This window comes from Naasia sp. SYSU D00948 (assembly GCF_017916515.1).
Taxonomy (GTDB): Bacteria; Actinomycetota; Actinomycetes; order Actinomycetales; family Microbacteriaceae; genus Naasia.
The window spans coordinates 364,200-387,317 of record NZ_JAFMTA010000001.1 but is presented as its reverse complement, the minus strand read 5'-3'; the positions used below and the strand labels follow the sequence as shown (position 1 = coordinate 387,317).

19 protein-coding genes are annotated in these 23,118 nt (G+C 72.7%); 10 read left to right on the top strand and 9 right to left on the bottom strand.

All coding sequences use genetic code 11. The features are described from left to right. Positions 1 to 293: 293 nt before the first annotated feature. The 4 genes from J3P30_RS01835 to J3P30_RS01820 are packed head-to-tail and all read left to right on the top strand — an operon-like array spanning position 294 to position 4,497. A complete protein-coding gene (locus J3P30_RS01835) occupies positions 294 to 1,346 on the top strand; it encodes a LacI family DNA-binding transcriptional regulator (protein WP_210479251.1) in 1,053 nt (350 codons plus the stop codon). Continuing rightward, the gene (locus tag J3P30_RS01830) at positions 1,346 to 2,344 is read left to right on the top strand and encodes a glycosyl hydrolase family 32 (RefSeq protein WP_210479250.1); all 999 of its coding nucleotides are present in this window, start codon (positions 1,346 to 1,348) and stop codon (positions 2,342 to 2,344) included. The genes J3P30_RS01835 and J3P30_RS01830 overlap by 1 nt, the downstream gene beginning before the upstream one ends. Before the next feature lies 1 nt (position 2,345). Further along, positions 2,346 to 3,590 carry a glycoside hydrolase family 32 protein gene (locus tag J3P30_RS01825; RefSeq protein WP_210479249.1) on the top strand — a complete coding sequence of 415 codons (1,245 nt, stop codon included), beginning with the start codon at positions 2,346 to 2,348 and terminating at the stop codon, positions 3,588 to 3,590. 22 nt (positions 3,591 to 3,612) lie between these two features. Next, positions 3,613 to 4,497, top strand: coding sequence for a carbohydrate kinase (locus tag J3P30_RS01820; RefSeq protein ID WP_210479248.1), 885 nt, complete (start codon positions 3,613 to 3,615; stop codon positions 4,495 to 4,497). A 70-nt stretch (positions 4,498 to 4,567) separates the two neighbouring features. On the opposite strand, the gene msuE is transcribed toward J3P30_RS01820, so the two are convergent. The 6 genes from msuE to J3P30_RS01790 all read right to left on the bottom strand — a co-directional run bounded on the left by msuE (position 4,568) and on the right by J3P30_RS01790 (position 12,058). Next, on the bottom strand, positions 4,568 to 5,230 hold the full coding sequence (msuE, locus tag J3P30_RS01815) for an FMN reductase (RefSeq protein ID WP_210479247.1): 663 nt from the start codon (positions 5,228 to 5,230) through the stop codon (positions 4,568 to 4,570). Positions 5,231 to 5,435: 205 nt separating this feature from the next. Further along, entirely contained in the window at positions 5,436 to 6,860 is a 1,425-nt protein-coding gene (locus J3P30_RS01810; protein ID WP_210479246.1) for an LLM class flavin-dependent oxidoreductase, read from the bottom strand. Between the two features lie 14 nt (positions 6,861 to 6,874). Next, the gene (locus J3P30_RS01805) at positions 6,875 to 8,578 is read right to left on the bottom strand and encodes an ABC transporter ATP-binding protein (protein WP_210479245.1); all 1,704 of its coding nucleotides are present in this window, start codon (positions 8,576 to 8,578) and stop codon (positions 6,875 to 6,877) included. Further along, complete coding sequence (locus tag J3P30_RS01800; RefSeq protein WP_210479244.1) at positions 8,579 to 9,430, bottom strand: ABC transporter permease; 852 nt, start codon at positions 9,428 to 9,430, stop codon at positions 8,579 to 8,581. Continuing rightward, on the bottom strand, positions 9,427 to 10,446 hold the full coding sequence (locus J3P30_RS01795; RefSeq protein ID WP_210479243.1) for an ABC transporter permease: 1,020 nt from the start codon (positions 10,444 to 10,446) through the stop codon (positions 9,427 to 9,429). Before J3P30_RS01795 ends, J3P30_RS01800 begins: the two co-directional genes overlap by 4 nt. Then, positions 10,424 to 12,058: an ABC transporter substrate-binding protein gene (locus tag J3P30_RS01790; RefSeq protein ID WP_210479242.1), complete on the bottom strand. Its 1,635-nt coding sequence runs from the start codon at positions 12,056 to 12,058 to the stop codon at positions 10,424 to 10,426. Before J3P30_RS01790 ends, J3P30_RS01795 begins: the two co-directional genes overlap by 23 nt. Positions 12,059 to 12,310: 252 nt before the next feature. Here J3P30_RS01790 and J3P30_RS01785 point away from each other — a divergent pair, with 252 nt between their 5' ends. Next, positions 12,311 to 13,717 carry an LssY C-terminal domain-containing protein gene (locus J3P30_RS01785; protein WP_210479241.1) on the top strand — a complete coding sequence of 469 codons (1,407 nt, stop codon included), beginning with the start codon at positions 12,311 to 12,313 and terminating at the stop codon, positions 13,715 to 13,717. Here J3P30_RS01785 and J3P30_RS01780 read toward each other — a convergent pair. Both J3P30_RS01780 and J3P30_RS01775 read right to left on the bottom strand, forming a co-directional pair. Next, positions 13,714 to 14,571 (bottom strand): alpha/beta fold hydrolase, encoded by an 858-nt coding sequence (locus tag J3P30_RS01780; protein ID WP_210479240.1) that lies wholly within the window; start codon positions 14,569 to 14,571, stop codon positions 13,714 to 13,716. The two genes, J3P30_RS01785 and J3P30_RS01780, sit on opposite strands and share 4 nt — an antisense overlap. Next, the gene (locus J3P30_RS01775) at positions 14,568 to 16,055 is read right to left on the bottom strand and encodes an NAD(P)/FAD-dependent oxidoreductase (RefSeq protein WP_210479239.1); all 1,488 of its coding nucleotides are present in this window, start codon (positions 16,053 to 16,055) and stop codon (positions 14,568 to 14,570) included. The genes J3P30_RS01780 and J3P30_RS01775 overlap by 4 nt, the downstream gene beginning before the upstream one ends. 260 nt (positions 16,056 to 16,315) lie before the next feature. Here J3P30_RS01775 and J3P30_RS01770 point away from each other — a divergent pair, with 260 nt between their 5' ends. Beyond that, positions 16,316 to 18,175 (top strand): amylosucrase, encoded by a 1,860-nt coding sequence (locus tag J3P30_RS01770; RefSeq protein ID WP_246852870.1) that lies wholly within the window; start codon positions 16,316 to 16,318, stop codon positions 18,173 to 18,175. A 49-nt stretch (positions 18,176 to 18,224) separates the two neighbouring features. On the opposite strand, the gene J3P30_RS01765 is transcribed toward J3P30_RS01770, so the two are convergent. Continuing rightward, positions 18,225 to 18,953 (bottom strand): hypothetical protein, encoded by a 729-nt coding sequence (locus tag J3P30_RS01765; protein WP_210479237.1) that lies wholly within the window; start codon positions 18,951 to 18,953, stop codon positions 18,225 to 18,227. Between the two features lie 201 nt (positions 18,954 to 19,154). On the opposite strand from J3P30_RS01765, the gene J3P30_RS01760 reads away from it, so the two are divergent. From J3P30_RS01760 to J3P30_RS01745, 4 genes are all read left to right on the top strand, one after another. After that, positions 19,155 to 20,087: an aldo/keto reductase family oxidoreductase gene (locus tag J3P30_RS01760; protein ID WP_210479236.1), complete on the top strand. Its 933-nt coding sequence runs from the start codon at positions 19,155 to 19,157 to the stop codon at positions 20,085 to 20,087. Between the two features lie 215 nt (positions 20,088 to 20,302). Beyond that, positions 20,303 to 21,415, top strand: a complete 1,113-nt coding sequence (locus tag J3P30_RS01755; RefSeq protein ID WP_210479235.1) for a Gfo/Idh/MocA family protein — start codon at positions 20,303 to 20,305, stop codon at positions 21,413 to 21,415. Next, complete coding sequence (locus J3P30_RS01750; protein ID WP_210479234.1) at positions 21,412 to 22,353, top strand: PmoA family protein; 942 nt, start codon at positions 21,412 to 21,414, stop codon at positions 22,351 to 22,353. Before J3P30_RS01755 ends, J3P30_RS01750 begins: the two co-directional genes overlap by 4 nt. Beyond that, positions 22,350 to 23,105 carry a cupin domain-containing protein gene (locus J3P30_RS01745; protein ID WP_210479233.1) on the top strand — a complete coding sequence of 252 codons (756 nt, stop codon included), beginning with the start codon at positions 22,350 to 22,352 and terminating at the stop codon, positions 23,103 to 23,105. The genes J3P30_RS01750 and J3P30_RS01745 overlap by 4 nt, the downstream gene beginning before the upstream one ends. Positions 23,106 to 23,118 lie beyond the last annotated feature (13 nt).

The following is a 23,118-nucleotide window of genomic DNA, read 5'->3' as shown; positions in this document are numbered from 1 at the left end:
GGGCACGGCCGTGTCCGTCTCCGCCGTCGCGCCATCCGCCGTTCTAGGGAGATCCCATGCCCGCAAGTCCCGACCGCAGCCGCCCGCCGCGACGCGCCCGCGTCCTGGCGGGCGCCCGCCATAGCCGTTCCGGGCAGCCGCCGCGGCCGCGGCGGTGGGGGCTCCGGCCCCTCTTGACGGTCCACTGGCGGCGGCCTACCCTTCCGCCGAAACGTGATGACAAAACGTTTTATCGGACGGGCGAGGCCGCACGGGAACCGGGCGGTCCTCCTGAGGGATCGCGGGGCAGCGAGATGGCTCGACGGGGAGTGGGAATCCGGGACGTCGCTGCGGCGGCGGGCGTCTCGATCACGACGGTGTCGCACGTGATGAACGACTTCCCGCAGGCGCGCATCAATGAGGAGACGAGGCTCCGGGTGCGCAAGGCGGCCCGGGAGCTGGGCTACGGGCCGAACCGGATGGCCCAGGGGCTGCGGACCCAGCGGTCGACGATGATCGGGCTCATCAGCGAGGAGATCGCGACCACCCCGCACGCCGGCCGGATCATCCTCGGGGCGGAGGAGGCGGCCCGGCGGCACGGCTTCACCCTCGTGATCCTCAGCGCCCCGCGCACCGACGCGGTCGAGGACCGTCAGCGGGACGTCGCGGCGCTGCTGGACCGGCAGGTGGACGGCATCCTCTACGCCACGATGTTCCACCGGGAGGTGTCGCTCCCCGCCAACCTCCAGGAGGTTCCCGCGGTCCTCATCGACGCGCGGGACCGCGCCGGCATCATCCCCTCGGTCGTGCCCGACGAGGAGAGGGGTGCGCGCGCGGCGGTGTCGGCGCTGCTCGAGGCGGGGCATCGGCGCATCGGCTTCGCCAACAACGTCGAGGACCTGCCTGCCCCGCACGGACGGCTCCGGGGCTACACCGCCGCCCTCGCATCCGCCGGCGTCCCCTTCGATCCCGCACTCGTCGCCGAGGCGCTGCCCGACGTTCCGGGCGGCTACCGGAGCGCGTCCCGCCTCCTCGACCTGCCCGACCGCCCCACCGCGCTCTTCTGCTTCAACGATGCGACCGCGATGGGGGCGTATCGGGCCGCCGCCGAGCGACACCTCGGCATTCCCGAGGACCTGTCCGTCGTGGGGTTCGACAACTCCGAGCTCATCGCCGCGAATCTGTCGCCCGGGCTCACCACCGTCGCCCTCCCGCACTACGAGATGGGCGCCTGGGCGGTCGACACCCTGGTCGCCCTGCTGCAGGGAGGGGAGGAGGCGCGGCAGCTCGCCGACGGCCCCGTCCTCATGCCGTGCCCGCTCGTCCGGCGCGAGTCCGTCGCCTCCCCGTCCGACCGGAGGCAGTGATGTTCCGTCTCACGTCGTCCTGGGTCTGGGACTTCTGGTTCGCCGACGACGGCGAGACCTATCACCTGTACTTCCTGAAGGCGTCCCGAGCCCTCGTGGACCCGGACCGCCGTCACCTGCGTGCCTCCATCGGTCACGCGACCTCCCGGGATCTCGTGGAGTGGACGGAGGAGGTCGACGCGATCGTCCCGGCGGACGAGCCCGCCTGGGACGACCGCGCGACGTGGACGGGATCGGTCGTCCACGACGGCGGGACGTGGCGCATGTTCTACACCGGCGTCGACCGTCGGGGTCATGGCCTGGTCCAGCGGATCGGGATGGCGACCTCGCCGGACCTCTACTCCTGGACCAAGCCCGATCCGCCGCTCGTGCTGGAGGCCGACCCGCGCTGGTACGAGACCCTCGAGCAGGATGCCTGGAGGGACGAGGCATGGCGCGATCCGTGGGTGTTCCGCGGCGACGACGGCTGGCACATGCTCATCACGGCCCGCGCACGCACCGGAGATCCCGCCGAGCGCGGCGTCGTCGGCCACGCGCGCTCCGACGACCTGGTGGAGTGGACGGTGCTCCCACCCGCGAGCGAACCCGGCAGCGGATTCGGCCAGCTGGAGGTGACCCAGCTGGCGGAGGTCGACGGGAGGCGGGTGCTGCTCTTCTCCTGCGGAGGGCAGGATCTGAGCGAGCCGGGCCGCCGGGGCGGCGTCTGGGCCGTGAACGTGTCCGGAGCCGGGGTCGGGCCCTTCGACGTCCGGTCCGCCTACCGCCTGGCCGACGAGAGCGTCTACGTGGGACGGCTCGTCCAGCGCAGGGACGGCGGCTGGGCGATGCTCGCCTTCCGCAACGAGGACGTGGACGGGCGGTTCGTCGGCGAGATCACCGACCCGCTCCCGGTCGGCTGGCAGGACGGGAGGCTCACGCTGCTGACGGACGAGGAGCCCCGCGCGGTGCCCGCGGAGGCGAGACGGGCCGCGAGCGGGTCCCTGCCCGGGCGGGACTGACATGCGGCCCCGGTATCACTTCACCGCCCGCAGCGGCTGGATCAACGACCCGCACGGCATCACGTACCGGGACGGCCGCTACGAGGTGTTCTTCCAGTACGTTCCGGACAGCACCATCTGGGGACCGAACTGCCACTGGGGGCACGCGCGCGGCGAGGACCTCTTCTCGCTCGAGGAGCTCCCGGTCGCCCTCGCTCCCGGAGACGGCGACGACGGCATCTGGACGGGGTCGCTCGCGCTCGACGACGCCGGCGCCGCCACCATCTTCTACACCTCGACGGCCCGGCCGGACCTCGGGATGGGAAGGATCAGGACCGCGACCCCCGTCGACGACGACTGGATCGAGTGGCGGAAGGGCCCGATCGTCGCGGAGGCCCCCGCCGACCTCGACCTCGTCGCCTACCGCGACCCCTTCCTCCGCCGCGACGCGGCGACCTGGCGCATGTTCGTCGGTGCGGCGCTCACGGACGGCACCGCCGCGGGGCTCTCCTACACCTCGCCGGACCTCGCGACCTGGAGCTACGAGGGGATCGCCGCATCCCGCTCCACGCACGAGCGGGAGCCGATCTGGACGGGCGCGCTCTGGGAGTGCCCCCAGGTGGTCGACGTGGACGGCAGCTCGGTCCTCGTCTCCTCGGTGTGGGACGCGGACGCCCTGCACTACGCCGCGTACGGCATCGGGACCTACGCCGACGGCTCCTTCCGGGCGGAGCACTGGGGGCGCCTCACGTACGGGCCCAGCTACTACGCCCCGTCGTTCTTCCGCGATGCGGAGGGCCGGCCGTGCCTCCTGTTCTGGATGCGCGGGGTCTCGGACGTGGAGGCGGGCTGGGCGAGCGCCCACAGCGTCCCGCACGTCCTCACCGTCACCGGCGACCGGACGAGCGCCGCGCCGCACCCGGACCTCGAGAGGTACCGCGCGCCGGAGGCCTCCGAGGGGACGCCGCTCGGAACGGCCGCGGACGTCGTCTGGGATCCGCAGAGCGACGCCGCACGACTGGAGGTGCGCAGCGGAGGCCGGGTGAGGATGGCACTCACCACGTCGCCCGGCGAGCTGACGCTGCACAGCGACGCCGGGCCGGAGGCGATGCCGTTCGAGGGCGGGACCGTCCGGCTGATCCTCGACGGTCCCGTCGCGGAGGTGTCCACCTCGTCCGGTCTGCTCGGCGTTGCGCTCGCGGCCCCGGCGTCCGACTATGTGGTTCAGAGCTCGGGAGGGCTCCTGACAGCATGGCCGCTCCGCTGAGGCGGCAGGAAGGAGCCCGCGCGTGGACGCTCTCGTGATCGGCGAGGCCCTGGTCGACATCGTCCGCGATGCGAAGGGGAGCCGCGAGCACCCTGGCGGGAGCCCCGCGAACGTCGCGTTCGGGCTCGCGCGGCTCGGCGTGGGGACGTCGCTGCTCACGGATCTCGGCGACGACGAGCGCGGCGGGGCGGTGCGCCGGCACCTCGAGGGCGCCGGCGTGCGCGTGCTCGCCACGCGCCCCGAGCACCGGACCTCGACCGCCGAGGCCGTGCTCGACGAGTCCGGCAGCGCCGCCTACACGTTCGAGATCGGCTGGGATCCCGGGCTGCCGCACGAGCTGCCCCGCGCGGACGTGCTGCACACCGGATCCATCGCCGCCTTCCTGCACCCCGGGGATGCCGTCGTCCTGCAGAAGATGGGCGAGTGGCGGGCGAGCGCGACCGTCACGTTCGACCCGAACATCCGTCCCGACCTGGTCGGGGACCACGAGACGGCGCTGCGCCGCTTCGAGGAGGCCGCCGCCCTCGCGCACGTCGTGAAGCTGAGCGACGAGGACGCCTCCTGGCTCTACCCGCAGCTCGCGCCCCGCGCGGTCCTCGACCGGATCCTGGAGCTCGGCCCGGAGCTGGTCGCGCTCACCGCCGGAGGGGACGGCTCCCTCCTCGCGACCGCCGAGGCGTCCACGGAGACGGAGGCCCCGCACGTGACCGTCGCCGACACGATCGGCGCCGGCGACTCGTACATGTCCGCCCTCATCGCCCGTCTCGCGACACGGCGTCCCGGCTCGCTGACGGAGGAGGAGCTCGCAGACCTCGGCCGGTTCGCCGCGGCGGCCGCCGCGATCACCGTCTCCCGCGCGGGCGCCAACCCGCCGACGCGCGACGAGGTGGAGGCGGCGCTCGCCTGACGCCCCGCGCGGGTCGTGCGGACAGCCGCCTCGTCCTCAACCCGCGCCTGTCCGCAGGACCCGCGCCCGCTCAGAACGCGTCGGGGCGGGCGAAGTCCTGCACGGCGGTGGCGGTCGGGTCGAGCTGGGCCAGCACGACCGGGACCGTCCGCGCGACCGAGGCGTCGATCCGCCCGCGCAGCTGGTCGGAGCGGAGCTCGTATCCGTCGAAGTCGCCCTGGTTCGCGAAGATGCCGAGCGGCACGGTGAGGGCCTGGAAGAAGCCGAACAGCGGACGCATCTGGTGCTCCACGAGGAGTGCGTGGCGGTCGCTGCCGCCGGTCGCCGTCAGCACCACCGGCTTGTCGACGAGAGCGTACTGGCCGATGTGGTCGAAGAAGAGCTTGAACAGGCCCGTGTAGGTCGCCCGGTAGGCGGGGGAGCCGACGACGAGCAGGTCCGCGGCCTCCACCGTCGCCAGTGCGTCCTGCGCCGCCGGCCCGAGGTCATCGCGGTACGGGCCCGCCCCGAGCTCGCCGAGCAGGCCGGAGAGCTCGATGACCGTCGACGTGCCGCCGAGGCGCGACGCGAACGCGCCGGCGACCTCGGAGACGAGGACGCTCGTGCGGGACGGCCGGGTCGGGCTGCCGCTGACGGCGACGATGTGCGGGGGCCTCGGCAGGGGCGTCGCGGCGGTGGCGAGGGCCGCGAGGCGGGCCGGGTCGCGGGAGAGGCTCGTCGGGAGGACGGTCATCGGTGCTTCTCCTGAAGTCGGGGGAACGGGGCGGTGCGGTCCTCGGAGGGAGGATTCCGCCAGGCTAGGGACGCGATCGCGCGAGCTCGCAGTCGCGGCGAAACATGGAGCCGCGCCGCTTCACGCGGCGTCATGCGCCGCAACAGACCGCCGGGCGATCGTCGCCGGCGGCCTGCCTCGGGTAAGCAGCGGGCCCGGACGGGCATCAGAACGACGCGACGTTCCCGGCCTGCAGCCGCAGCGGCGGGACCGGGTCGTCGAGGTTCGCGCCCCCGCGGTAGCGAGCGCCGATGTGGCGCTCCGGCAGCCGGGCGCGGCCCGCGCCGAACAGGCGCTCCCGCAGAGTGCCGAAGCGCTCGCCCTCCTGCGGAAGCCGGCCCCGCTTGCGGAGCTCCGGCACGACGAGTTCGGCGAAGTCCCGTGCAGTGTCGAACGAGTGGTACTGGCGCAGGTTGATCCCGTCGAGGCCGTCCTCGTCGAGCCACCTCTCGATGGTGTCGGCGACGGTGGTCGGCGTGCCGACCACGAGGAACCGGTCGTCCCGGACGCCCGCGATGAAGTCGAGCGCCTGCCCGACGGTCCGGCCGAGCGGCAGGAACGGCACCGCCTCGGGCCGCACGTCCGCGCGGATGAGCGCCTCGCCGACGGTGATGTCCCGCGGGAAGGCGGTGAGGTCCACCGGCAGGCTGTGATGCGCCAGGATGCCGTCGAGGGACGCGTTCTCCCGGTAGAGCCGCCACTTGTCCTCGGCCTCCTCCTGCGTCCTCCCGACGATCACGCCCGCCATCGCGATGAACTTGACGTCGTCCGCCTCGCGGCCGTGCCGGACCGCCGCCTGGCGCATCGAGTCCGCGTTGCGCCGGAACTCCTCCGACGTCCGCCCGCCCGTGAAGACGACCTCGGCGTGCCGACCCGCGAACTCGATGCCGGCCGGCGATCCCGTGGCCTGGAACACCACGGGGGTGCGCTGCGGCGAGGGGTGGACGATGTGCGGGCCCGCCACCCGGTGCCGCTCGCCGACGTGGTCGATGTAGCGGACCTTGGCGGGATCCGTGTACACCTTCCGCTCCCGGTCGGCGACGATCGCGTCGTCGTCCCAGGAGCCCTCCCACAGCTTGTAGAGGACGTCGAGGTACTCGTCGGCGTACTCGTAGCGCAGGTCGTGCGGCACCTCCCCCTCCAGCCCGAAGTTGCGCGCGGCGTTGGGCAGGTAGGAGGTCACGACGTTCCAGCCGACGCGGCCCCTCGTGAGGTGGTCGAGCGTCGACATGCGGCGGGCGAAGGCGAACGGCGGCTCGTACGTCGTGGAGAAGGTGACGCCGAAGCCGAGCCGCTCGGTCACGGTCGCCATCGCGGGGATCAGCAGCAGCGGGTCGAGGTTGGGGCTCTGCAGGCCCTCGCGCAGCGCGGTCTCGGGTCCGCCGCGGAAGACGTCGTAGGCGCCGATGACATCCGCGAGGAACAGCCCGTCGAACCCGCCGTGCTCCAGCAGCTGCGCGAGCTCCGTCCAGTACGAGAGGTCGCCGAAGCGGTGCCGGTTGTTGCCCGGAAGGGACCAGAGGCCGTGCGTGATGTGGCTCACGCACGCCATCTCGAACAGGTTGAGGAACAGCTGCTTGCGCTCGGCCATGAGGGATCCTTTCGTCAGGACGCGGACGCGGCCAGGGGGAGATCGGGGATGGAGGCGACGAGCTCGCGCGTGTAGGGGTGCGCCGGCCGCTCGAAGACCGACTCGGCCGTGCCCTCCTCGACGACAACGCCGTCCTTCATCACGAGCACCCGGTCGCTGAGGTGGCTGATCACGCCGAGGTCGTGCGAGATGAACAGGTACGCGACACCGGACGAGCGCTGCAGGGCGGTGAGCAGGTCGAGGATCTGCGCCTGGATCGTGACGTCGAGAGCGGAGACCGCCTCGTCGAGGACGATCACGGACGGACGGGGCGCGAGCGCCCGGGCGATCGCCACCCGCTGGCGCTGGCCACCGGAGAGCCGCAGCGGGAACCGCGCGAGCACCGCCTCGGGGAGGCCCACCAGCTCGAGCAGCTCGCGCACCCGCGCCCGCCGCCGCGCCGCATCCCGGCGCTCGGCCTCGGGGAGGGCGTCGACGAGGATGCGCTCGACGTTCCAGCGCGGGTCGAAGGAGCTGAGCGGGTCCTGGTCCACCACGGAGATCAGCCGGCGTCGCTCCCGGCGGCGGCTCTCCGGCAGCGGCGACCACGGCTCGCCCAGGACCTCGACGGTGCCCGCGTCGGGCTCCTCGAGGCCTAGCGCGAGCTTCGCGGTCGTGCTCTTGCCCGAGCCCGACTCGCCCACGATCCCGAGCGTCTCGCCGGGCGCGAGGTCGAACGAGACGCCGTCCACGGCCCGCGTCTCCGTGCCGTCCGGGCGCACGAAGCGCTTGACGAGCCCGCGGGCGCGGAGAACGGGGGCGTCGGCCGCGGCGGGCGCGGGCCGGGACGAGCCGAGCGCCGCGGCCGGCGGCGCCACCGGACTGAGGGCGCGGCCACGCGTCGCGGCGCTCGGCACGGCGGCGATGAGGGCCCTCGTGTAGTCGTGCACGGGGTTGCGCAGCACGTCCGTGGAGGGCCCCTGCTCGACGACCGAGCCCGAGCGCATCACCAGGATCCGGTCGGCCAGCCGCGCCACCACGGACAGGTCGTGGCTGATGAGCACGATCGACGCGCCGCGCCGCTTCCGCTCCTCGAGGAGGCTCAGGACCTGCGCCTGAACCGTGACGTCGAGCGCCGTCGTGGGCTCGTCGGCGATGATGACGTCGGGATCGAGCGCGATCGCGGACGCGAGGAGCGCGCGCTGGCGGAGCCCGCCGGAGAGCGCGCCGGGTCGCTGCCGCGCCCGCAGCTCGGGGAGGGGCACGCCGACGGCCGCGAGCAGCTCGAGCACGCGGGCGCGCCGCTCCCCGCGGGGCACGCCGTGCAGGCGGAGCGCCTCGGCGATCTCCGCGCCGACGGGCCGCAGCGGGTCGAGGGAGACGAGGGCGTCCTGCAGCACGAACCCGACCTCGCGTCCCCGGACGCGGCGCCAGTCGCGGGAGCGGAAGCGCCGGACGTCCCGGCCGTGCAGCGAGAGCTCCTCCGCCTCGACCACGGCGCCGCGCCCCGTGAGGCCGACGAGGGATCGCGCCGTCACGCTCTTGCCCGATCCGGACTCGCCGACGATCGCGACGCACTCGCCCGGGGCGAGGTCGAGGTCCACGCCGGAGACGATCCGGCGGACGGCGCCGTCGACCCGGAACCCGACGTCGAGCCCCCGGACCCGGAGCCGCGGGGCCGGCGGGACGTCCCGGCGCTCCGCCCGCTCGAACCGGACGGCGGTGTCGATCGCGGTCATTTACTTCTCCCCTCGCTCGAGGCCGGCCTGGAGGTGGCGGCCGAGAGTGGTCGCGGTCAGCGCGAGCGCGACGATGACGAGTCCCGGGATGACGACGAGCCATCCCGCTTGGACGATGTACGTGCGCCCGGCGTCGAGCAGGGCGCCCCACTCGGGCGAGGGCGGCGCGACCCCGAGGCCGAGGAACGACAGGCTCGAGGCCCACACGATCGACTGACCCACCGACAGGGCGAAGACCGCGACGAGGGGCCGAAGGGCGTTCGGCAGCACGTGGGCGCGAAGAATGCGCCACCGGGTATGGCCGAGGGCGACGGCCGCCTGGACGTAGCCCGAGTTCTTCGCCGCGAGGATCTGGCCCCGCACCATGCGCGCGTAGCCGGGCGCCGTGCCCACGCCGACCGCGAGGATCTGGGTGAGCGCGCTCGGTCCGGCGATGGCGATGAGCAGCAGGGCGAGCAGCAGCGCGGGGAAGGCGAACAGCACCTCGAGCAGGCGGTCGACGGCCGCGGCGACCGGCCGCGGCCCGAGAGCGGCGAGGGCACCGAGGACGATGGCGCCGGCGAGCCCGACCGCCGCGGCGCCGAGACCGATCGCGAGGGACTCCCGGGTGCCGAAGACGACGCGGCTGTACAGGTCGCGTCCCGACTCGTCCGTGCCGAACCAGTGCGCGAGCGAGGGCGGCTGCAGCGCGGCCGCGTAGTCGAGCGCGAACGGGTCGTGGGTCGCGAGGACCTGCGGTGCGACGAGCGCGATCCCGAGGAACCCGACCAGGGCGGCAGCCGGGGCCAGCGACCACGGTGCGCGTCTGCGGGACGGGCGCGAGGGGGAGCGGGCGGGGCGGAGAGCGGTCATGAGAGCCTCACTCGCGGATCGATCAGGGTGTAGGCGATGTCGACCGCGAGGTTCGCGACGACGTAGACGACGGCGACGAGCGTGACCACGCCGACGACCACCGGGAGGTCCTGCGAGTTGACGGCGGTGACGAGGACCGAGCCGATGCCGGGCCGCGAGAAGATCGACTCGACGACCACGGCCCCGGACAGCGTCGCGCCGAGGGCCCAGCCGGACAGCGTGACGGCGGGCAGCACCGCGTGCCGCAGCACGTGCCGCAGCCGCACCGCCGTGTCGCCCATGCCCCGCATCCGCGCGCTCACGACGAACGGCTGCTCGAGCGCCCGCTCGAACTCGGTGCGCGTGGCCTGGGCCATGAAGCCCGCGAGCGGGATCGCGAGGGTCAGGGCGGGCAGGACGATGCCGGCCGGGCCCGTCCCGCCCATCACCGGGAACCACCGCAGCCCCAGCGCGAAGACGAGCAGGAGGATGATGCCGAGCCAGTAGTGCGGCAGGCCCGCGGCCACGACGTCGACGCCCGAGCCGACCGCGCCGACGCGGGGTCCCCGCCCGGCGGTGAGGGTGACCCAGACGACCATCAGCACCCACGAGATCGCGATCGCGACCAGGGACAGGGTCACCGTGGCGGCGAGCTGCTCGCCGAGGATCGCGGTGACCGGGCGGAACTGCTGGTACGAGGTGCCGAAGTCGCCGACCACGAGCCCCCGGAGGAAGTCCAGGTACTGCTGGAGGACGCTGCGGTCGAGCCCGAACTGGGCGATGATCGGCTCGAGCTCCTCGGGGGTACGGCGCTGCGCGCGGCCCGTGCGGATGTTGAGGATCACGGTCGCGCGGTCGCCCGGCAGGAGCTGCTGCGCGAAGAACGCGACCGTGGCCGCGCCCCAGAGGACGACGACGGCGGAGACGACGCGGCCCGCGAGGAGCCGGCCGGCTGAGCGGAGCCGGGATGGGCGGGCCGCCGCGGGGGCCGGAGCCCCCGCGACGACCGGCGCGTCACTGGACGAAGTGCGCGTCATAGAACGTCGGCCCTCCCTGTGCGTGCTCCTGCCACACCCCGCGCAGCGAGGGGTCCACCGCGAGGGTGCTCAGCCGGTCGTAGAGGCCGATCGCGAGCGCCCGCTCGGCGATGTACTCCTGGGCCTTCGCGTACAGCGCGTTCTGCGCCTCGACGTCGGCCGTCGAGTTCGCCTCGAGGATGATCGCCGCGAGCTCCGGGTCGTCGTAGAAGGCGCCGTTGTTGTAGTTCGGGGCCTCCTCCGTGCTCGGGCGCCAGTTGATGTAGAGGATCCCGGCGGTCACCGAGGTCCAGTAGCCGACCTCGAAGTCGCGCTCCTCGGGCGTCGAGTAGGCGCCCGCGAAGAGCTCGCTCTGCGGAACCGGGACCAGCTCCACGTCGAAGCCGACCTCGGACGCCTGCTCCTTGACGCCCTGCAGGATCGCCGCGCCGTCGGCGTTGAGGATCGATCCGGCGCCGTAGGGCAGGACGACCTTCAGCGGCTCGCCGTCCTTCAGCCGGACGCCGTCGGAGTTGCGCTCCGTCCAGCCGGCCTCGTCGAGCAGCTCGTTCGCCCGGTCGGGATCGTACGAGTACCAGCCGGCGGCCTTCTCGCTGTAGCCGGGCGTCGCCTGGCTCACGCCGCCGTTGCCCTCCCAGGGGATGACGCCGTGGCCGATCGTCCCGACGATCTCCTCGCGGTCCAGGCTGTACGCGAAGGCCTGGCGCACGAGCTGGTCGGTGAACGGGCCCTCCTTCGTGTCGAACGACAGCTGCTGGGGGCGTCCCGGCGTGATGTACCGGTGGAGCTCGAAGCCGCCGTCCTCGACCGACTGCCACTGGACCGCCGGCACGTCGTACACCGCGTCGACCTCGCCGCTCTGCAGCGCGGCGACGCGCGTGGTGCCGTCCGGCACGAAGCGCCAGTCGATGCGCTCCACATACGCGGGGCCGGTGTGCTCGGCGTTCGCGGGCCAGGACGTGTACTCGTCGTTGCGGACGAGCGTGATGTTCTGGCCGCGGGTCCAGTGCTCGACGGTGAAGGCCCCAGAGCCGATGGGAGCCGCGCAGTTCTCCTCGTCGCTGCGCGTCTCGAGCGCGTGCTGCGACTGGATCCCGAAGTAGCCCTGGGTGAGGTTGTCGGCGAGGCGCGGGTAGGGGGCCTTCAGGTGGATCTCCACCGTCCGCTCGTCCACCGCGTTCGCGGACTCGTAGTAGTCCTGCAGCCAGACCTGCGCGGTGCTGTTGCCGCCCGCGACCCAGTAGTCGAAGTTGTAGGCGATCGCCTCCGCGTCCACCGGGGTGCCGTCCGTGAATTGCACGCCCTCCTGAAGGGTGAAGGTCCAGGTCAGGCCGTCCTCGGACGCGGACCACTCCTCGGCGAGCCAGGGGACGACCTCGCCGTCCTCGTCGAGCGAGACGAGGTTGTCGAGCACCTGGTAGGAGAGGTAGGCCTGCTCGATCCACCCGCCGAACACGCAGGGCGGCTCCTGCTGGTGGGCGTAGACGATGGTGCCGCCCTCGACCCGCTCTCCGGAGGAGGACGAGGCGCTGCCGGCCGCGCAGCCGCTCAGCGCGATCATCGACGTGAGCCCGAGGGCGAGCGGGAGAGTGGTGCGGGGACGCTGGCGCATGACGCGGTCTCCTCGAGGGGATGCAGGGGCAGGAACCCGCTCAGGCTAGGGAGCGGTCGAACGGTGCCGACACCGCTCGTGACACGAACCGGCACACTCCTCAACACGGCGCCACGCGGGGAAATATGACGAGCCCCGGACTTGGCGGGTCGGCTGCCCATGGGCTATGCGAGGGATGCTCAGGGGCGGAGCGCGGGGCGGTAGGTTCGTCAGGGACGTCCGGCAGGCGGACCGAGGACCAGCGGAGGCGGGATGGGCAGGCCCAGCCGGCACAGGCACGCGCTGCCGCACGCTCCCCGGCTGTCGGAGCCCGTCGTCGTCGTCCTCGACGGCGTCTTCTTCCTGCTCGGGGCGATCGCCGCGGGCTGGCTCGCCGTGCTCACTGTGCGGCAGATGGTGCTCGGGGGCATCAGCGACTGGTGGCTCGTGCTCGTCCTGTGGGTCGTGCTCGCCTACCTGCTCCTGCCGCGCATCCACACGATGCTCACGATCATCTACGTCCCCGACTACTTCATCGGCAGGACGAGGACCTACGAGGGGCTTCTCGGCGATCCGGTCAACGTGGCCTTCCTCGGGTCCGAGGAGCAGATCCACACCGCCATGTCACGGGCCGGGTGGCAGCTGGCCGACGAGCTGGGCTTCCGGAGCGGACTCCGGATCGTCACGTCGACGCTGACCCGCCGCACCTACCCGACCGCTCCCGTGAGTCCGCTGTTCCTGTTCGGCCGGATGCAGGCGTTCACCTACCAGCAGGAGGTCGAGGGCAGCCCCGCCCGGCGGCACCACGTCCGCTTCTGGCGCACGCCCGAGGGGTGGTTCCTCCCCGGCGGAGCCGCCGTCGACTGGCTCGCCGCGGGCACCTACGACCGGCGGGTCGGGCTCTCGATCTTCACCCTCCAGATCACGCACAAGATCGCGGGCGACACCGACCAGGAGCGCGACCACATCGTCGGCACGCTGTCGGCCGCCAACCCCGAGGCCGAGACGACGGTCATCCGCCATTTCTCCTCCGGCTACCACTCCCGCAACGGCGGCGGCGACGCGATCGAGACGGACGGCGACCTGCCCGTCGTCGACCTCCGCGGGATCCGGGTCCCGGAGGCGGCTCCCTCGGTGCCGAGCGGCCGCCTCGAGGCGTCCCTGGGGTCCGCCCGATCCCTGATCGACGCCGTCAAGGACACCGCGTCCTCGAACCGGATCAAGCGTCCGATGACGCTCTACTTCGGTTACGCCCTCATCCTCGCGCGCGCGGCGGTGGCGGTGGGGACGGGCATGGCGGGCGTCCTCGGCGTCGCCGCGTTCTCCGCGCCGGAGCAGTCCTGGTGGCTCGACCTGCCGGGGTCGCCCGAGCGGCTCTCGGTGCTGCTGCCCGGCATGCTGCTGGCGGCGCTCATCTACGTGCTGCTCGGTCACTTCACGTTCACCGGCCACCCCGCCGCCCGGCTCGTCGCCCTCACCCTCAGCGTGGTGGGGATCGCGATCGGCCTGAGCAGCGGCCCGCCGGCGCCGTCCGGCCTCGCGTTCCAGCTGTGGGTGCTCAACCTCGTGCTGGACATCGGCATCCTGCTCACGCTCTCCGCGGGCGACGTGCGGGACTTCCACCTGCACAGCACGGCGCACCGGGAGCTCGTGGAGGAGCGCGGGGCGTCCCGGTCCTAGGCGCGCCCCTCGTCGCTCTCCGCGGACCAGAACCGCTCGATCAGCTCCGCGAACCGCTCCGCCTGCTCGATCTGCGGCATGTGGCCCGTGTCGTCGAAGAGGTGGGTGCGGACGCGGGGGAGCGCCGTCCTCGCGGCCTCGAGGTGGACCGCGGGCAGGATCAGGTCCTTCGCGCCCCAGACGACGAGGACGGGGAAGTGCAGGTCCGCCATGCGGGCGAGCAGCTCGCTGCGCCACGGCTCCCGGACCCCGCGGAAGGTGCCGAGCTGCCGGGCGGTCTCGAGCATCGCGTCGGCCGGCCGCTGAGCCAGAGCGTGGGCGTGCGCGATCCGCTCCTCGGTCACGAAGGCGGGGTCGTGGAAGATGCCCTTGAGGCCGCGGGCGGCCCTCGTGCGGCTCGGCTTGAGCAGCAGGCGCGCGAGAGGGCGCAGGGCGAGCAGCCGGAGGCCCAGCGTGACCTCGCGGCCGAAGCCGGCGCTGTTGACGAGCACGAGGTCACGCACCCGGTCGGGATGCTCCGCCGCGAAGGTCATCGCGACGGCGCCGCCGAGCGAGTTCCCCACGAGGTGGACCGGCTCGCGGACCCCGAGCTCGTCGAGGAAGACCGCGATCCACCGGGCCAGCCGGTCGAGCGTCGTGGTGTGCGGCAGTCGGTCCGACCAGCCGAAGCCCGGCAGGTCCACGCTGATCACCCGGTGGCGCTCGGACAGCAGGTCGTGCTGCTCGTCCCAGTCCTCGAGGCTCCGGCCGATGCCGTGCACGAGCAGGACCGGCTCGCCGCGACCGGTGTCGCGGTAGCGGACGCGGCGACCGGCGACGCGCAGCTCCGCGGACCGCGCCAGCGAGGTGGTCATCGGCTCACCTCCTCCAGGGGCAGCCGCGCTCCCGCCTGCGCGAACCGCACCCCGTCCGTGAGCGGCCCGTCCCGCAGGATCCGGAGGTCCCGGAAGTAGTTCTGGTGCAGCCGCCAGGGCGCGGCCGGGCCCTGCTTCGGCAGGGTCGCGATGCTCCGGCGCACGTAGCCGGAGGTGAAGTCGATGAGGGGCTCGAGCGAGGCCTCGTCGAGCTCGGGCGCGACGGGGACCACGATGTCCTGTCCGGTCCGCGTCAGGTGGTTCAGGAGCCGGCACACGTAGGCGGCGACCAGGTCGGACTTCAGCGTCCAGGAGGCGTTGGTGTACCCGATCACGAGCGCGAAGTTGGGGACGCCGGAGAGCATCATGCCCTTGTAGGCGACGGTGCGGCCGATCTCGACCTCGGTGCCGTCGACCGCGAGCGAGATCCCGCCGAGGGGGAGGAGCTGGAGCCCGGTCGCCGTGACGAGGACGTCGGCGGGGAGGTGGTCCCCCGAGCGGAGGAGGACGCCGTCCTCGGTGAGCCGCTCGATGTGGTCGGTCACGATGCGGGCCGTGCCCGACCGGATCGCCGCGAACAGGTCGCCGTCGGGCGCGACGCAGAACCGCTGATCCCACGGCTCGTAGGACGGCGTGAGGTGGCGCTCGATGTAGCCCTCCGGGAGGCGCTTGCGCTGATCCCGCCGCACCGCCCACTTGACGATCCCGGGGAGCCGCCGGCTCAGCCGGTAGGTGAGCGCCGAGTAGGCGACGTTCTTCCACCGAATCAGGGCGAAGGCCGGCCGCGGGGGCAGGGCCCGGCGGAGGAGGTCCGCGATCCGGTCCCGGCTCGAGCGCGACGAGATGTAGGTGGGGGAGCGCTGCAGCATGGTCACGGAGGCGGCGCGCTCGGCGAGGGCGGGGACGAGCGTGACCGCCGTCGCACCGCTGCCGATGATCACCACGTGCTTCCCGGTCCAGTCCAGGTCCTCGGGCCAGAGCTGAGGATGCACCAGGGCGCCCCGGAAGTCGCCGCTGCCCGCGAAGTCGGGGGTGTAGCCCCGGTCGTAGCGGAAGTAGCCCGAGCACACGAGGAGGAAGGAGCACGTGAACCGGACCTCGTCACCGGTGTCGGTCCGGGTGGCGGTCACGGTCCAGCGGGCGCGCTCGGACGACCACTCCGCCCTCGTCACGCGATGCCGGAACCGGATGCTGTCGCGCACCCCGTACTTGGCGACCGTCGAGGCGAGGTAGCGGCGGATCGACTCCCCGTCCGCGATCGTCTTCGGGTCCTGCCACGGCTCGAAGGAGTAGCCGAAGGTGAACATGTCCGAGTCCGAGCGGATGCCGGGATAGCGGAAGAGGTCCCAGGTGCCGCCGATGTCCTCGCGGGACTCGAGGAGAACGTAGCTCCGGTCCGGGCACTCGGTGACGAGGTGGCAGGCGGCGCCGATTCCCGAGATGCCGGCGCCGACGACCACCACGTCGAGGTGTTCGATCGCCATCGCTCCCCCCGGGGGTGCCAGTCCGTGTGCCGACGGTAGCAATTCGTCGCGGTGGGACGGCTCGGATGCCCGCCCTCTTGACATCGGGCCGAAGGGCGGGGACGGGTATCGGCGGAGCGGCCGACGGGGGCGCAGCGACTTCGGGGCAACCTCTCCCGCCGCGCTCCCCAACCGGTCATGATGCGGTGGTGCGGTCATCCGGCCGCGATCTCGACGGAGAGGCGGAGTCGGTGTCCTCGAGTGCGGAACTGCTCACCGGACTGCGTCCCGAGAGGGTGCCCGACGAGGACTGGCGGGCCTTCGAGGAGCGCTTCCACGCGGAGTTCCCGAGGCTGCAGGCCCTGTTCCTCCGCGTCTACGGCGACAGCGGCGAGGTGCGCGAGCAGCTCCGGCGGCTCGCCGCGGACGCCGCGGCGTCGTGGGCCGACAGGGACCCGGAGCTCAAGCGGCGGGACGCCCTTCGGGTCGAGGACCCCGAGTGGTTCCAGTCCAACCGCATGCTGGGCGGCGTCTGCTACGCGGACCGGTATGCGGGGAACCTCGCCGGGCTGCGCGACCGCATCCCCTACTTCCGCGAGCTCGGCATGACCTACCTGCACGTCATGCCGCTGTTCCTCGCCCCCGAGGAGAACTCGGACGGCGGCTACGCGGTGTCGAGCTACCGCGAGGTGAACCCGGCGCTCGGATCCATGGACGACCTCCGGGCGCTCGCGGCGGACCTGCGCGAGGCGGGGATCTCGCTCGTCGTCGACTTCATCTTCAATCACACCTCGAACGAGCACGAGTGGGCGCGCAGGGCCCTGGCCGGCGACCCGGAGCACGAGGGGTACTACTGGATCTTCCCGGATCGAGAGCTGCCCGACGCCTACGAGCAGACCGTGCGCGAGATCTTCCCCGAGGACCATCCGGGATCCTTCGTGCAGCTGCCGGACGGCCGGTGGATCTGGGCGACGTTCCACACCTTCCAGTGGGACCTCAACTATCGGAACCCCGCCGTGTTCCGGGCCATGGCACGCGAGATGCTGTTCCTCGCCAACGTCGGCATCGACATCCTGCGGATGGACGCGGTCGCGTTCATCTGGAAGGAGCTCGGAACCCCCTGCGAGAGCCTCCCCGAGGCGCACCTGCTGCTGCAGGCATTCAACGCCGTCTGCCGGATCGCGGCGCCGTCGATGCTGTTCAAGTCGGAGGCGATTGTCCACCCGGACGAGGTCATCCAGTACATCAGTCCTCAGGAGTGCCAGCTCAGCTACAACCCGCTGCAGATGGCGCTGCTCTGGAGCACCCTCGCCACGCGCGACGTCGGGCTGCTCCAGCAGGCACTGGATCGGCGGCATGCCCTTCCCGCGGGCACCGCGTGGGTGAACTACGTCCGGAGCCACGACGACATCGGGTGGACGTTCGCGGACGAGGACGCCGCCGAGCTCGGGATCAACGGCTACGACCACCGGAGGTTCCTCAACGCGTTCTACGTCAACCGCTTCCCGGGCAGCTTCGCCCGCGGCGTCCCCTTCCAGGACAATCCCCGGACCGGCGACTGCCGCATCTCGGGAGCGACCGCCTCGCTCGCGGGGCTCGAGGCGGGCGACCCGGGAGCCGTCGACCGGATCGTCCTGATGCACTCGGTCGTCCTCAGCACGGGCGGGATCCCGCTGCTCTACCTCGGCGACGAGGTGGGCCAGCTGAACGACTACGGCTACGTCTTCGAGCCCGGCCACGCGGACGACAGCCGCTGGGTCGGGCGGCCGCGGTATCCCGCCGAGGCGTACGCGGACCGGGGCGATCCCTCGACCCCGGCGGGGCGCATCTTCCAGCGGCTGCGGCGGCTCATCGAGGTGCGGTCCTCGACGCCCGAGTTCTGGGACGGCGCGCTCGTGCCGTTCCACTCCAACAACCCGCAGGTCCTCGGCTATCAGCGGCCGGGCATCGGCGCCGAGCAGTCGACGGTGGTCGTGCTCGCCAACTTCGGGGACCGGCGGGAGCACGTGAACGAGGTGACGCTGTCCGGACTGCCCTCCGAGGCGGTGGAGCTCGTGTCCGGGAAGGCGGTCACGCTCAGTGCGGGGATCGACCTTCCGCCCCACGGCTTCGTCTGGCTCCGCGTGGTGCGCGCCGGCTAGCTACCCGCGTCCGCCGGCACCCCGGAGGCGGACGCGGGCAGGCCGGGCATCAGCTCGCGGCGCCCGTCTCCGTGTCGGGGTCGGTGCCGTTGTCCGTGTCGTCGGTGTCCGTGTCGTCGGAACCCGAGTCGTCGAAGCCGTCCCGGCCCGGCCGGTCCCCTCGGGGGCCGCCGCCGGTGCGCCCCTCCTCGGTGCCGGTGATGGCGAACGACTCGTCGAGCTTCACGGTCAGCCGCGTCCCGTCGGCCTGCGTGATGTGCGCCTCGTAGGTCGCGCCGTCCGCGTCGGTCTCCATCCGGTCGATGGTGGCGTCCGGGTACTCCTCGAGCACCGCCGCCTCGACCTGGTCGGCGATGTCGCCCGTGAGCTCCTCCTCGCCCTCGCGGGGGCCGCCCCCGCGGTGGCCGCCGCCCGGGCCGCCGGTCTCGGTGCCCGTGATCGCGAAGGACTCGTCGAGCTTCACGGTCGCCCGCGTCCCGTCCGCCTGCGTGATGTGCGCCTCGTACGCGGCCCCGTCGGCGTCGGTCTCCATCCGCTCGATCGTCGCGTCGGGGTACTCGGCGAGCACCGCAGCCTCCACCTGCTCCGCGACGTCGCCGGTGAGCTCCTCCTCGGTGATGCCGTTCGCCTCGTGCGGGCCGCGGTCGGGCCGGGTCTCGCTCGACGTGGGGGACTCGGTCACGGCCACGGCCGGGATGGCGGCCGCCGTGAGCGCGCCGCCGGCGATGACCGCGGCGAGGGAGACCCCTGCGACCGTCAGCTTCCTTCTCGTCTCCATGGTTGTGCTCCTTCCGCCCCTCCCGATGAGGGGCTGCCGCTCACGCTCGCGGCGGCGGCTATCCGGAGCCCACGGGGCGGATGGAGAAGGGCTGACCGTTCCTTGTCGATTGGATAAGAGTCCACGCCACCGGAGAGGCCCTCCTATCCGAAGAGACGCCCGGTTCGGGCGGCCGACCGTCGGAGGGGGTAAGACGGAGGGATGAAGACTCTGACCTTCCCCGGCACCGACCTCGTCGCCTCCAACATCATCCTCGGCCTCATGCGGATCCAGTCGCTCAGCGACGAGGAGGTGCGGGCCCTGGTCGGCGCGGCCCGCGAGGAGGGCATCAACTTCTTCGACCACGCCGACGTGTACGGCGACCCTCTGCACGGCTGCGAGGCCCGCTTCGCGGAGGCGCTCGACCTGTCGCCCGCGGAGCGCGGGGAGATGATCCTGCAGAGCAAGGTCGGCATCCGGCCGGGTGGGGTCTTCGACTTCTCGAAGGAGCACATCCTCTCCTCGGTCGATGAATCCCTCTCGGCGCTGCGCACGGACTACCTCGACATCCTGCTGCTGCACCGCCCGGACAGCCTGGTCGAGCCGGAGGAGGTCGCCGAGGCCTTCGACACGCTGCACAGCGCGGGCAAGGTCCGCCACTTCGGGGTGTCGAATCACACGCCGGGGCAGATCGAGCTGCTCAAGCGCTCCGTGAGCCGCCCGCTGCTCGTCAACCAGGTGCAGCTGAGCATCCCGCACGCCCCGCTGATCGCGCAGGGCATCGCTCCGAACATGGGGGCGCTCGACCAGTCGACTGACCGCGACAACGGCATCCTCGACTACTCCCGGCTGCACGGCATCACGCTGCAGGCGTGGTCGCCGTTCCAGGCCGGGTTCTTCACCGGGACGTTCATCGGCGACCGCGAGAAGTTCGCCGACCTCAACGACCTGCTGGACGAGCTGGCCGCGAAGTACGAGGTCACGCCGACCGGGATCGCCGTCGCCTGGATCACACGTCACCCCGCGAACATCCAGGTGGTGCTCGGCACCACGAAGCCCGAGCGCGTGCGCGAGTCGGCCGCCGGGTCGGACATCCGCCTCACCCGGGAGGAGTGGTACGGGCTGTTCAAGGCCGCCGGCTACACCGTGCCCTGACCCTTCCGCGGCAGGGCGGGCGCGCGCGGAACGATCTCGGGAAAGTCGGGAAAGCGCTTCCCCAATCGGCCGGGAGCCATTAGAACTGAGGGAGAGGCGCTCCGGCCACGAGATCGGAGGGCCCCGAGGCGGTCGTCGACGACCGCGGGGAGACGGCCGCCGCCCCGCCGGCTCGCGGCGGGGCCGACCCGCAGGAGAAGGAGACCTCCCACCTCATGTCCACCTCCCGACCGCCGTTCCGCGCCGCCATCATCGGCACCGGGGCGATCGCGCACGCGCATGCGAACGCCCTTCGCGAGCTGCCCGACCGGGCGCAGCTCGTCGCCGTCGTCGACGTCGACCAGAGCCGAGCCACGGCCTTCGCGGAGCAGTTCTCGGTGCCCGCCGTGTACACGGACGCGGCCGACCTGTTGGCGGCGGAGCGGCTCGACCTGGTGCACATCTGCACGCCGCCCAAGACCCACGTGCCGCTCGCGATCGCCGCGATGCGCGCCGGGGTCCCGGCGCTCGTCGAGAAGCCCCCGGCCCTGAGCCTGCGCGAGCTCGACGAGCTCGCCGTCGTCGAGGAGGAGACCGGCGTGCCCATGCTCACGGTCTTCCAGCACAGGTACGGCGACGGCGCCGTCCGGCTCCGGCGGCTCGTCGGCAGCGGCGCCCTGGGGCGGCCCCTCGTCGCGACCTGCGAGACCCTCTGGTACCGCGACGACGGCTACTTCGATGTGCCCTGGCGGGGCCGGTGGGAGGTCGAGGGCGGCGGGCCCACGATGGGTCACGGCATCCATCAGTTCGACCTGCTGCTGTCGATCCTCGGACCGTGGAGCCTCGTCACCGCCATGGCGGCGCGGCAGAGCCGGCCGACCGACACCGAGGACGTCTCCATGGCGATCGCGCGCTTCGAGAACGGCGCGCTCGCGACGGTCGTCAACTCGATCGTGTCGCCGCGGCAGAGCTCGCGGCTGCGGTTCGACTTCGAGCACGCCACGGTCGAGCTCGAGCACGTCTATGGCTACCGGAACGAGGACTGGCGCTTCACGCCTGTCGCCGGGCACGAGGAGCTCGCCGAGCTCTGGACGCGCGACGCCGTGGACGACGAGAGCGGGCACCTGGTGCAGCTCCAGGCCATCTTCGACGCGTTCGAGTCCGGGGAGGAGCCGGGGGTCTCCCTGGCGGACGCCCGCCGCACGATGGAGTTCGCAGCGGCGACCTACGCGTCGGCCTTCCGCGGCCTCCCGGTGGCGGCCGGGGACCTCTCCGGCGACGACCCCTTCACGCGGAGCATGGACGGTGGCGCGGTGCCGTGGCCGCGTCTGAAGGAGCCGGTCGGATGAGCGGGCTCGCGCTCGACCACGAGGTCGACGTCGCCGTCACCGTGCGCGACGGCGACAACCCGCTCCTCCGCTACGTCTACGCCCCGGACACGGTCCAGCTCGAGTCGCCCAAGCCGTACGTGCATCCCGTCCGGACCAGGGCCGGCCACGTGGTCAGTCTCTACCGCCCGCACGACCACGTGTGGCACAAGGGCATCGCCTGGTCCCTCCCGAACGTCGGCGACCAGAACTTCTGGGGCGGCCCGACCTACGTCCACGGCCGCTCCTATGTGCAGCTCGACAACAACGGCACCCAGCGCCACCGGGGAGTCGTCGGCCTCGGCCGCGACGGCGGCGGCGCCGAGTTCACGCACGAGCTCGACTGGATCACGCAGGCGGGAGCACCGTACTTCACCGAGCGGCGCAGCCTGCGCGCGGAGCTGGTCTCCGACGCCGCCTGGGTGCTCGTGTTCGAGACGGCGATGACGAACGCGTCCGGCGCGAGCGTCTCGATCGGGTCCCCGACCACGAAGGGACGCGAGAACGCCGGGTACGGCGGGCTCTTCTGGCGCGGGCCGAGGTCCTTCACCGGCGGCCGGCTGGTGGGCGCCGAGGGGTCGGGAGGCGACGAGCTGCGCGGGCGGAGGGCGGAGTGGCTCGCCTTCACCGGGCGGCACGACGAGTCGGACGCGGCGTCGACGATCCTCATGGTCGACGACGAGGCGAACCCGCACCATCCTCCGCAGTGGTTCGCGCGCAGCGAGCAGTTCGCGTGCCTCAACCCCGCGCCGTTCTTCAGCGAGGAGCTCGAGATCGGCGACGGCGAGACGGTGGCGTTCCGGTACGCGGTCGGCGTCGCGGACGGTGCGGCCGAGGACGTCGCGGACGATCTGCTGACGGCCGCCCGCGACGTGCTCGCCCGGACCTCCGGCCGCTCCGTCGTCGAGGCGGCGGGATGACGCGGAGCAGCTTCCCGGGCGGCACCTCGGTGAGCCTGCTCGACGTGTACGACGACGCCGCGCCGGACGGGATCGTCGGCGGCAGCCCCCACCTGCATCTGGCGTCAACGGAGTGCTACATCGTCGTCGCCGGGGCGGGGGAGCTGCACACGCTGAACCTCGAGGGCTACCGCGAGACGCCCCTCGAGCCGGGATCGGTCGTCTGGTTCACGCCGGGCACGATCCACCGTGCCGTCAATCTCGGCGGCCTGCAGGTGGTCGTCCTCATGCAGAACGCGGGTCTGCCGGAGGCGGGGGACGCGGTGCTCACGTTCCCGCCGGAGGTCCTCGCCGACCCGGACGCCTACCGGGCGGCGGCACGCCTGCCGCAGCGGACCACCGAGGCGGAGCGGGCCGTCGATGCCGCCCGGCGCCGCGACCTCGCCGTCACCGGCTTCGTCCGGCTCCGCGATGCGGCGCGGGCGGGGGACCTCGGTCCGCTGCGCGCCTTCCACGACGCGGCGGCGGCGCTGGTCGCGCCGCTCGCACCCTCCTGGGAGGCGATCGTGCGCGAGGGACCCCTGGCGCAGGCGTCCGAGACGCTCTCCGCGGTCGCTGCGCTCGCGGCCGGTGCTGCGCCGCACCTGGCCGCCGCAGCGGTTCATGAGGCGGAGACGCCGGGCACCCTGCGCGGCTTCGGCATGTGCGGCCGGCTGCGCGCCTTCGACGTCGCGAACCCGGTCCGTCCTGAGGAGGGCACCCGTGCGTCCTGATCCCACCGAAGCG

Bases quoted from the DNA above. Each gene is read 5' to 3' on its own strand.
- J3P30_RS01825 (WP_210479249.1), top strand. From the start codon at position 2,346: ATGCGGCCCCGGTATCACTTCACCGCCCGCAGCGGCTGGATCAACGAC.
- J3P30_RS01795 (WP_210479243.1), bottom strand. From the start codon at position 10,446: ATGACGCGCACTTCGTCCAGTGACGCGCCGGTCGTCGCGGGGGCTCCG.
- J3P30_RS01810 (WP_210479246.1), bottom strand. From the start codon at position 6,860: ATGGCCGAGCGCAAGCAGCTGTTCCTCAACCTGTTCGAGATGGCGTGC.
- J3P30_RS01745 (WP_210479233.1), top strand. From the start codon at position 22,350: ATGACGCGGAGCAGCTTCCCGGGCGGCACCTCGGTGAGCCTGCTCGAC.
- J3P30_RS01775 (WP_210479239.1), bottom strand. From the start codon at position 16,055: ATGGCGATCGAACACCTCGACGTGGTGGTCGTCGGCGCCGGCATCTCG.
- J3P30_RS01830 (WP_210479250.1), top strand. From the start codon at position 1,346: ATGTTCCGTCTCACGTCGTCCTGGGTCTGGGACTTCTGGTTCGCCGAC.
- J3P30_RS01765 (WP_210479237.1), bottom strand. From the start codon at position 18,953: ATGGAGACGAGAAGGAAGCTGACGGTCGCAGGGGTCTCCCTCGCCGCG.
- J3P30_RS01760 (WP_210479236.1), top strand. From the start codon at position 19,155: ATGAAGACTCTGACCTTCCCCGGCACCGACCTCGTCGCCTCCAACATC.
- J3P30_RS01790 (WP_210479242.1), bottom strand. From the start codon at position 12,058: ATGCGCCAGCGTCCCCGCACCACTCTCCCGCTCGCCCTCGGGCTCACG.
- J3P30_RS01780 (WP_210479240.1), bottom strand. From the start codon at position 14,571: ATGACCACCTCGCTGGCGCGGTCCGCGGAGCTGCGCGTCGCCGGTCGC.
- J3P30_RS01750 (WP_210479234.1), top strand. From the start codon at position 21,412: ATGAGCGGGCTCGCGCTCGACCACGAGGTCGACGTCGCCGTCACCGTG.
- J3P30_RS01805 (WP_210479245.1), bottom strand. From the start codon at position 8,578: ATGACCGCGATCGACACCGCCGTCCGGTTCGAGCGGGCGGAGCGCCGG.
- J3P30_RS01800 (WP_210479244.1), bottom strand. From the start codon at position 9,430: ATGACCGCTCTCCGCCCCGCCCGCTCCCCCTCGCGCCCGTCCCGCAGA.
- msuE (WP_210479247.1), bottom strand. From the start codon at position 5,230: ATGACCGTCCTCCCGACGAGCCTCTCCCGCGACCCGGCCCGCCTCGCG.
- J3P30_RS01785 (WP_210479241.1), top strand. From the start codon at position 12,311: ATGGGCAGGCCCAGCCGGCACAGGCACGCGCTGCCGCACGCTCCCCGG.
- J3P30_RS01755 (WP_210479235.1), top strand. From the start codon at position 20,303: ATGTCCACCTCCCGACCGCCGTTCCGCGCCGCCATCATCGGCACCGGG.
- J3P30_RS01835 (WP_210479251.1), top strand. From the start codon at position 294: ATGGCTCGACGGGGAGTGGGAATCCGGGACGTCGCTGCGGCGGCGGGC.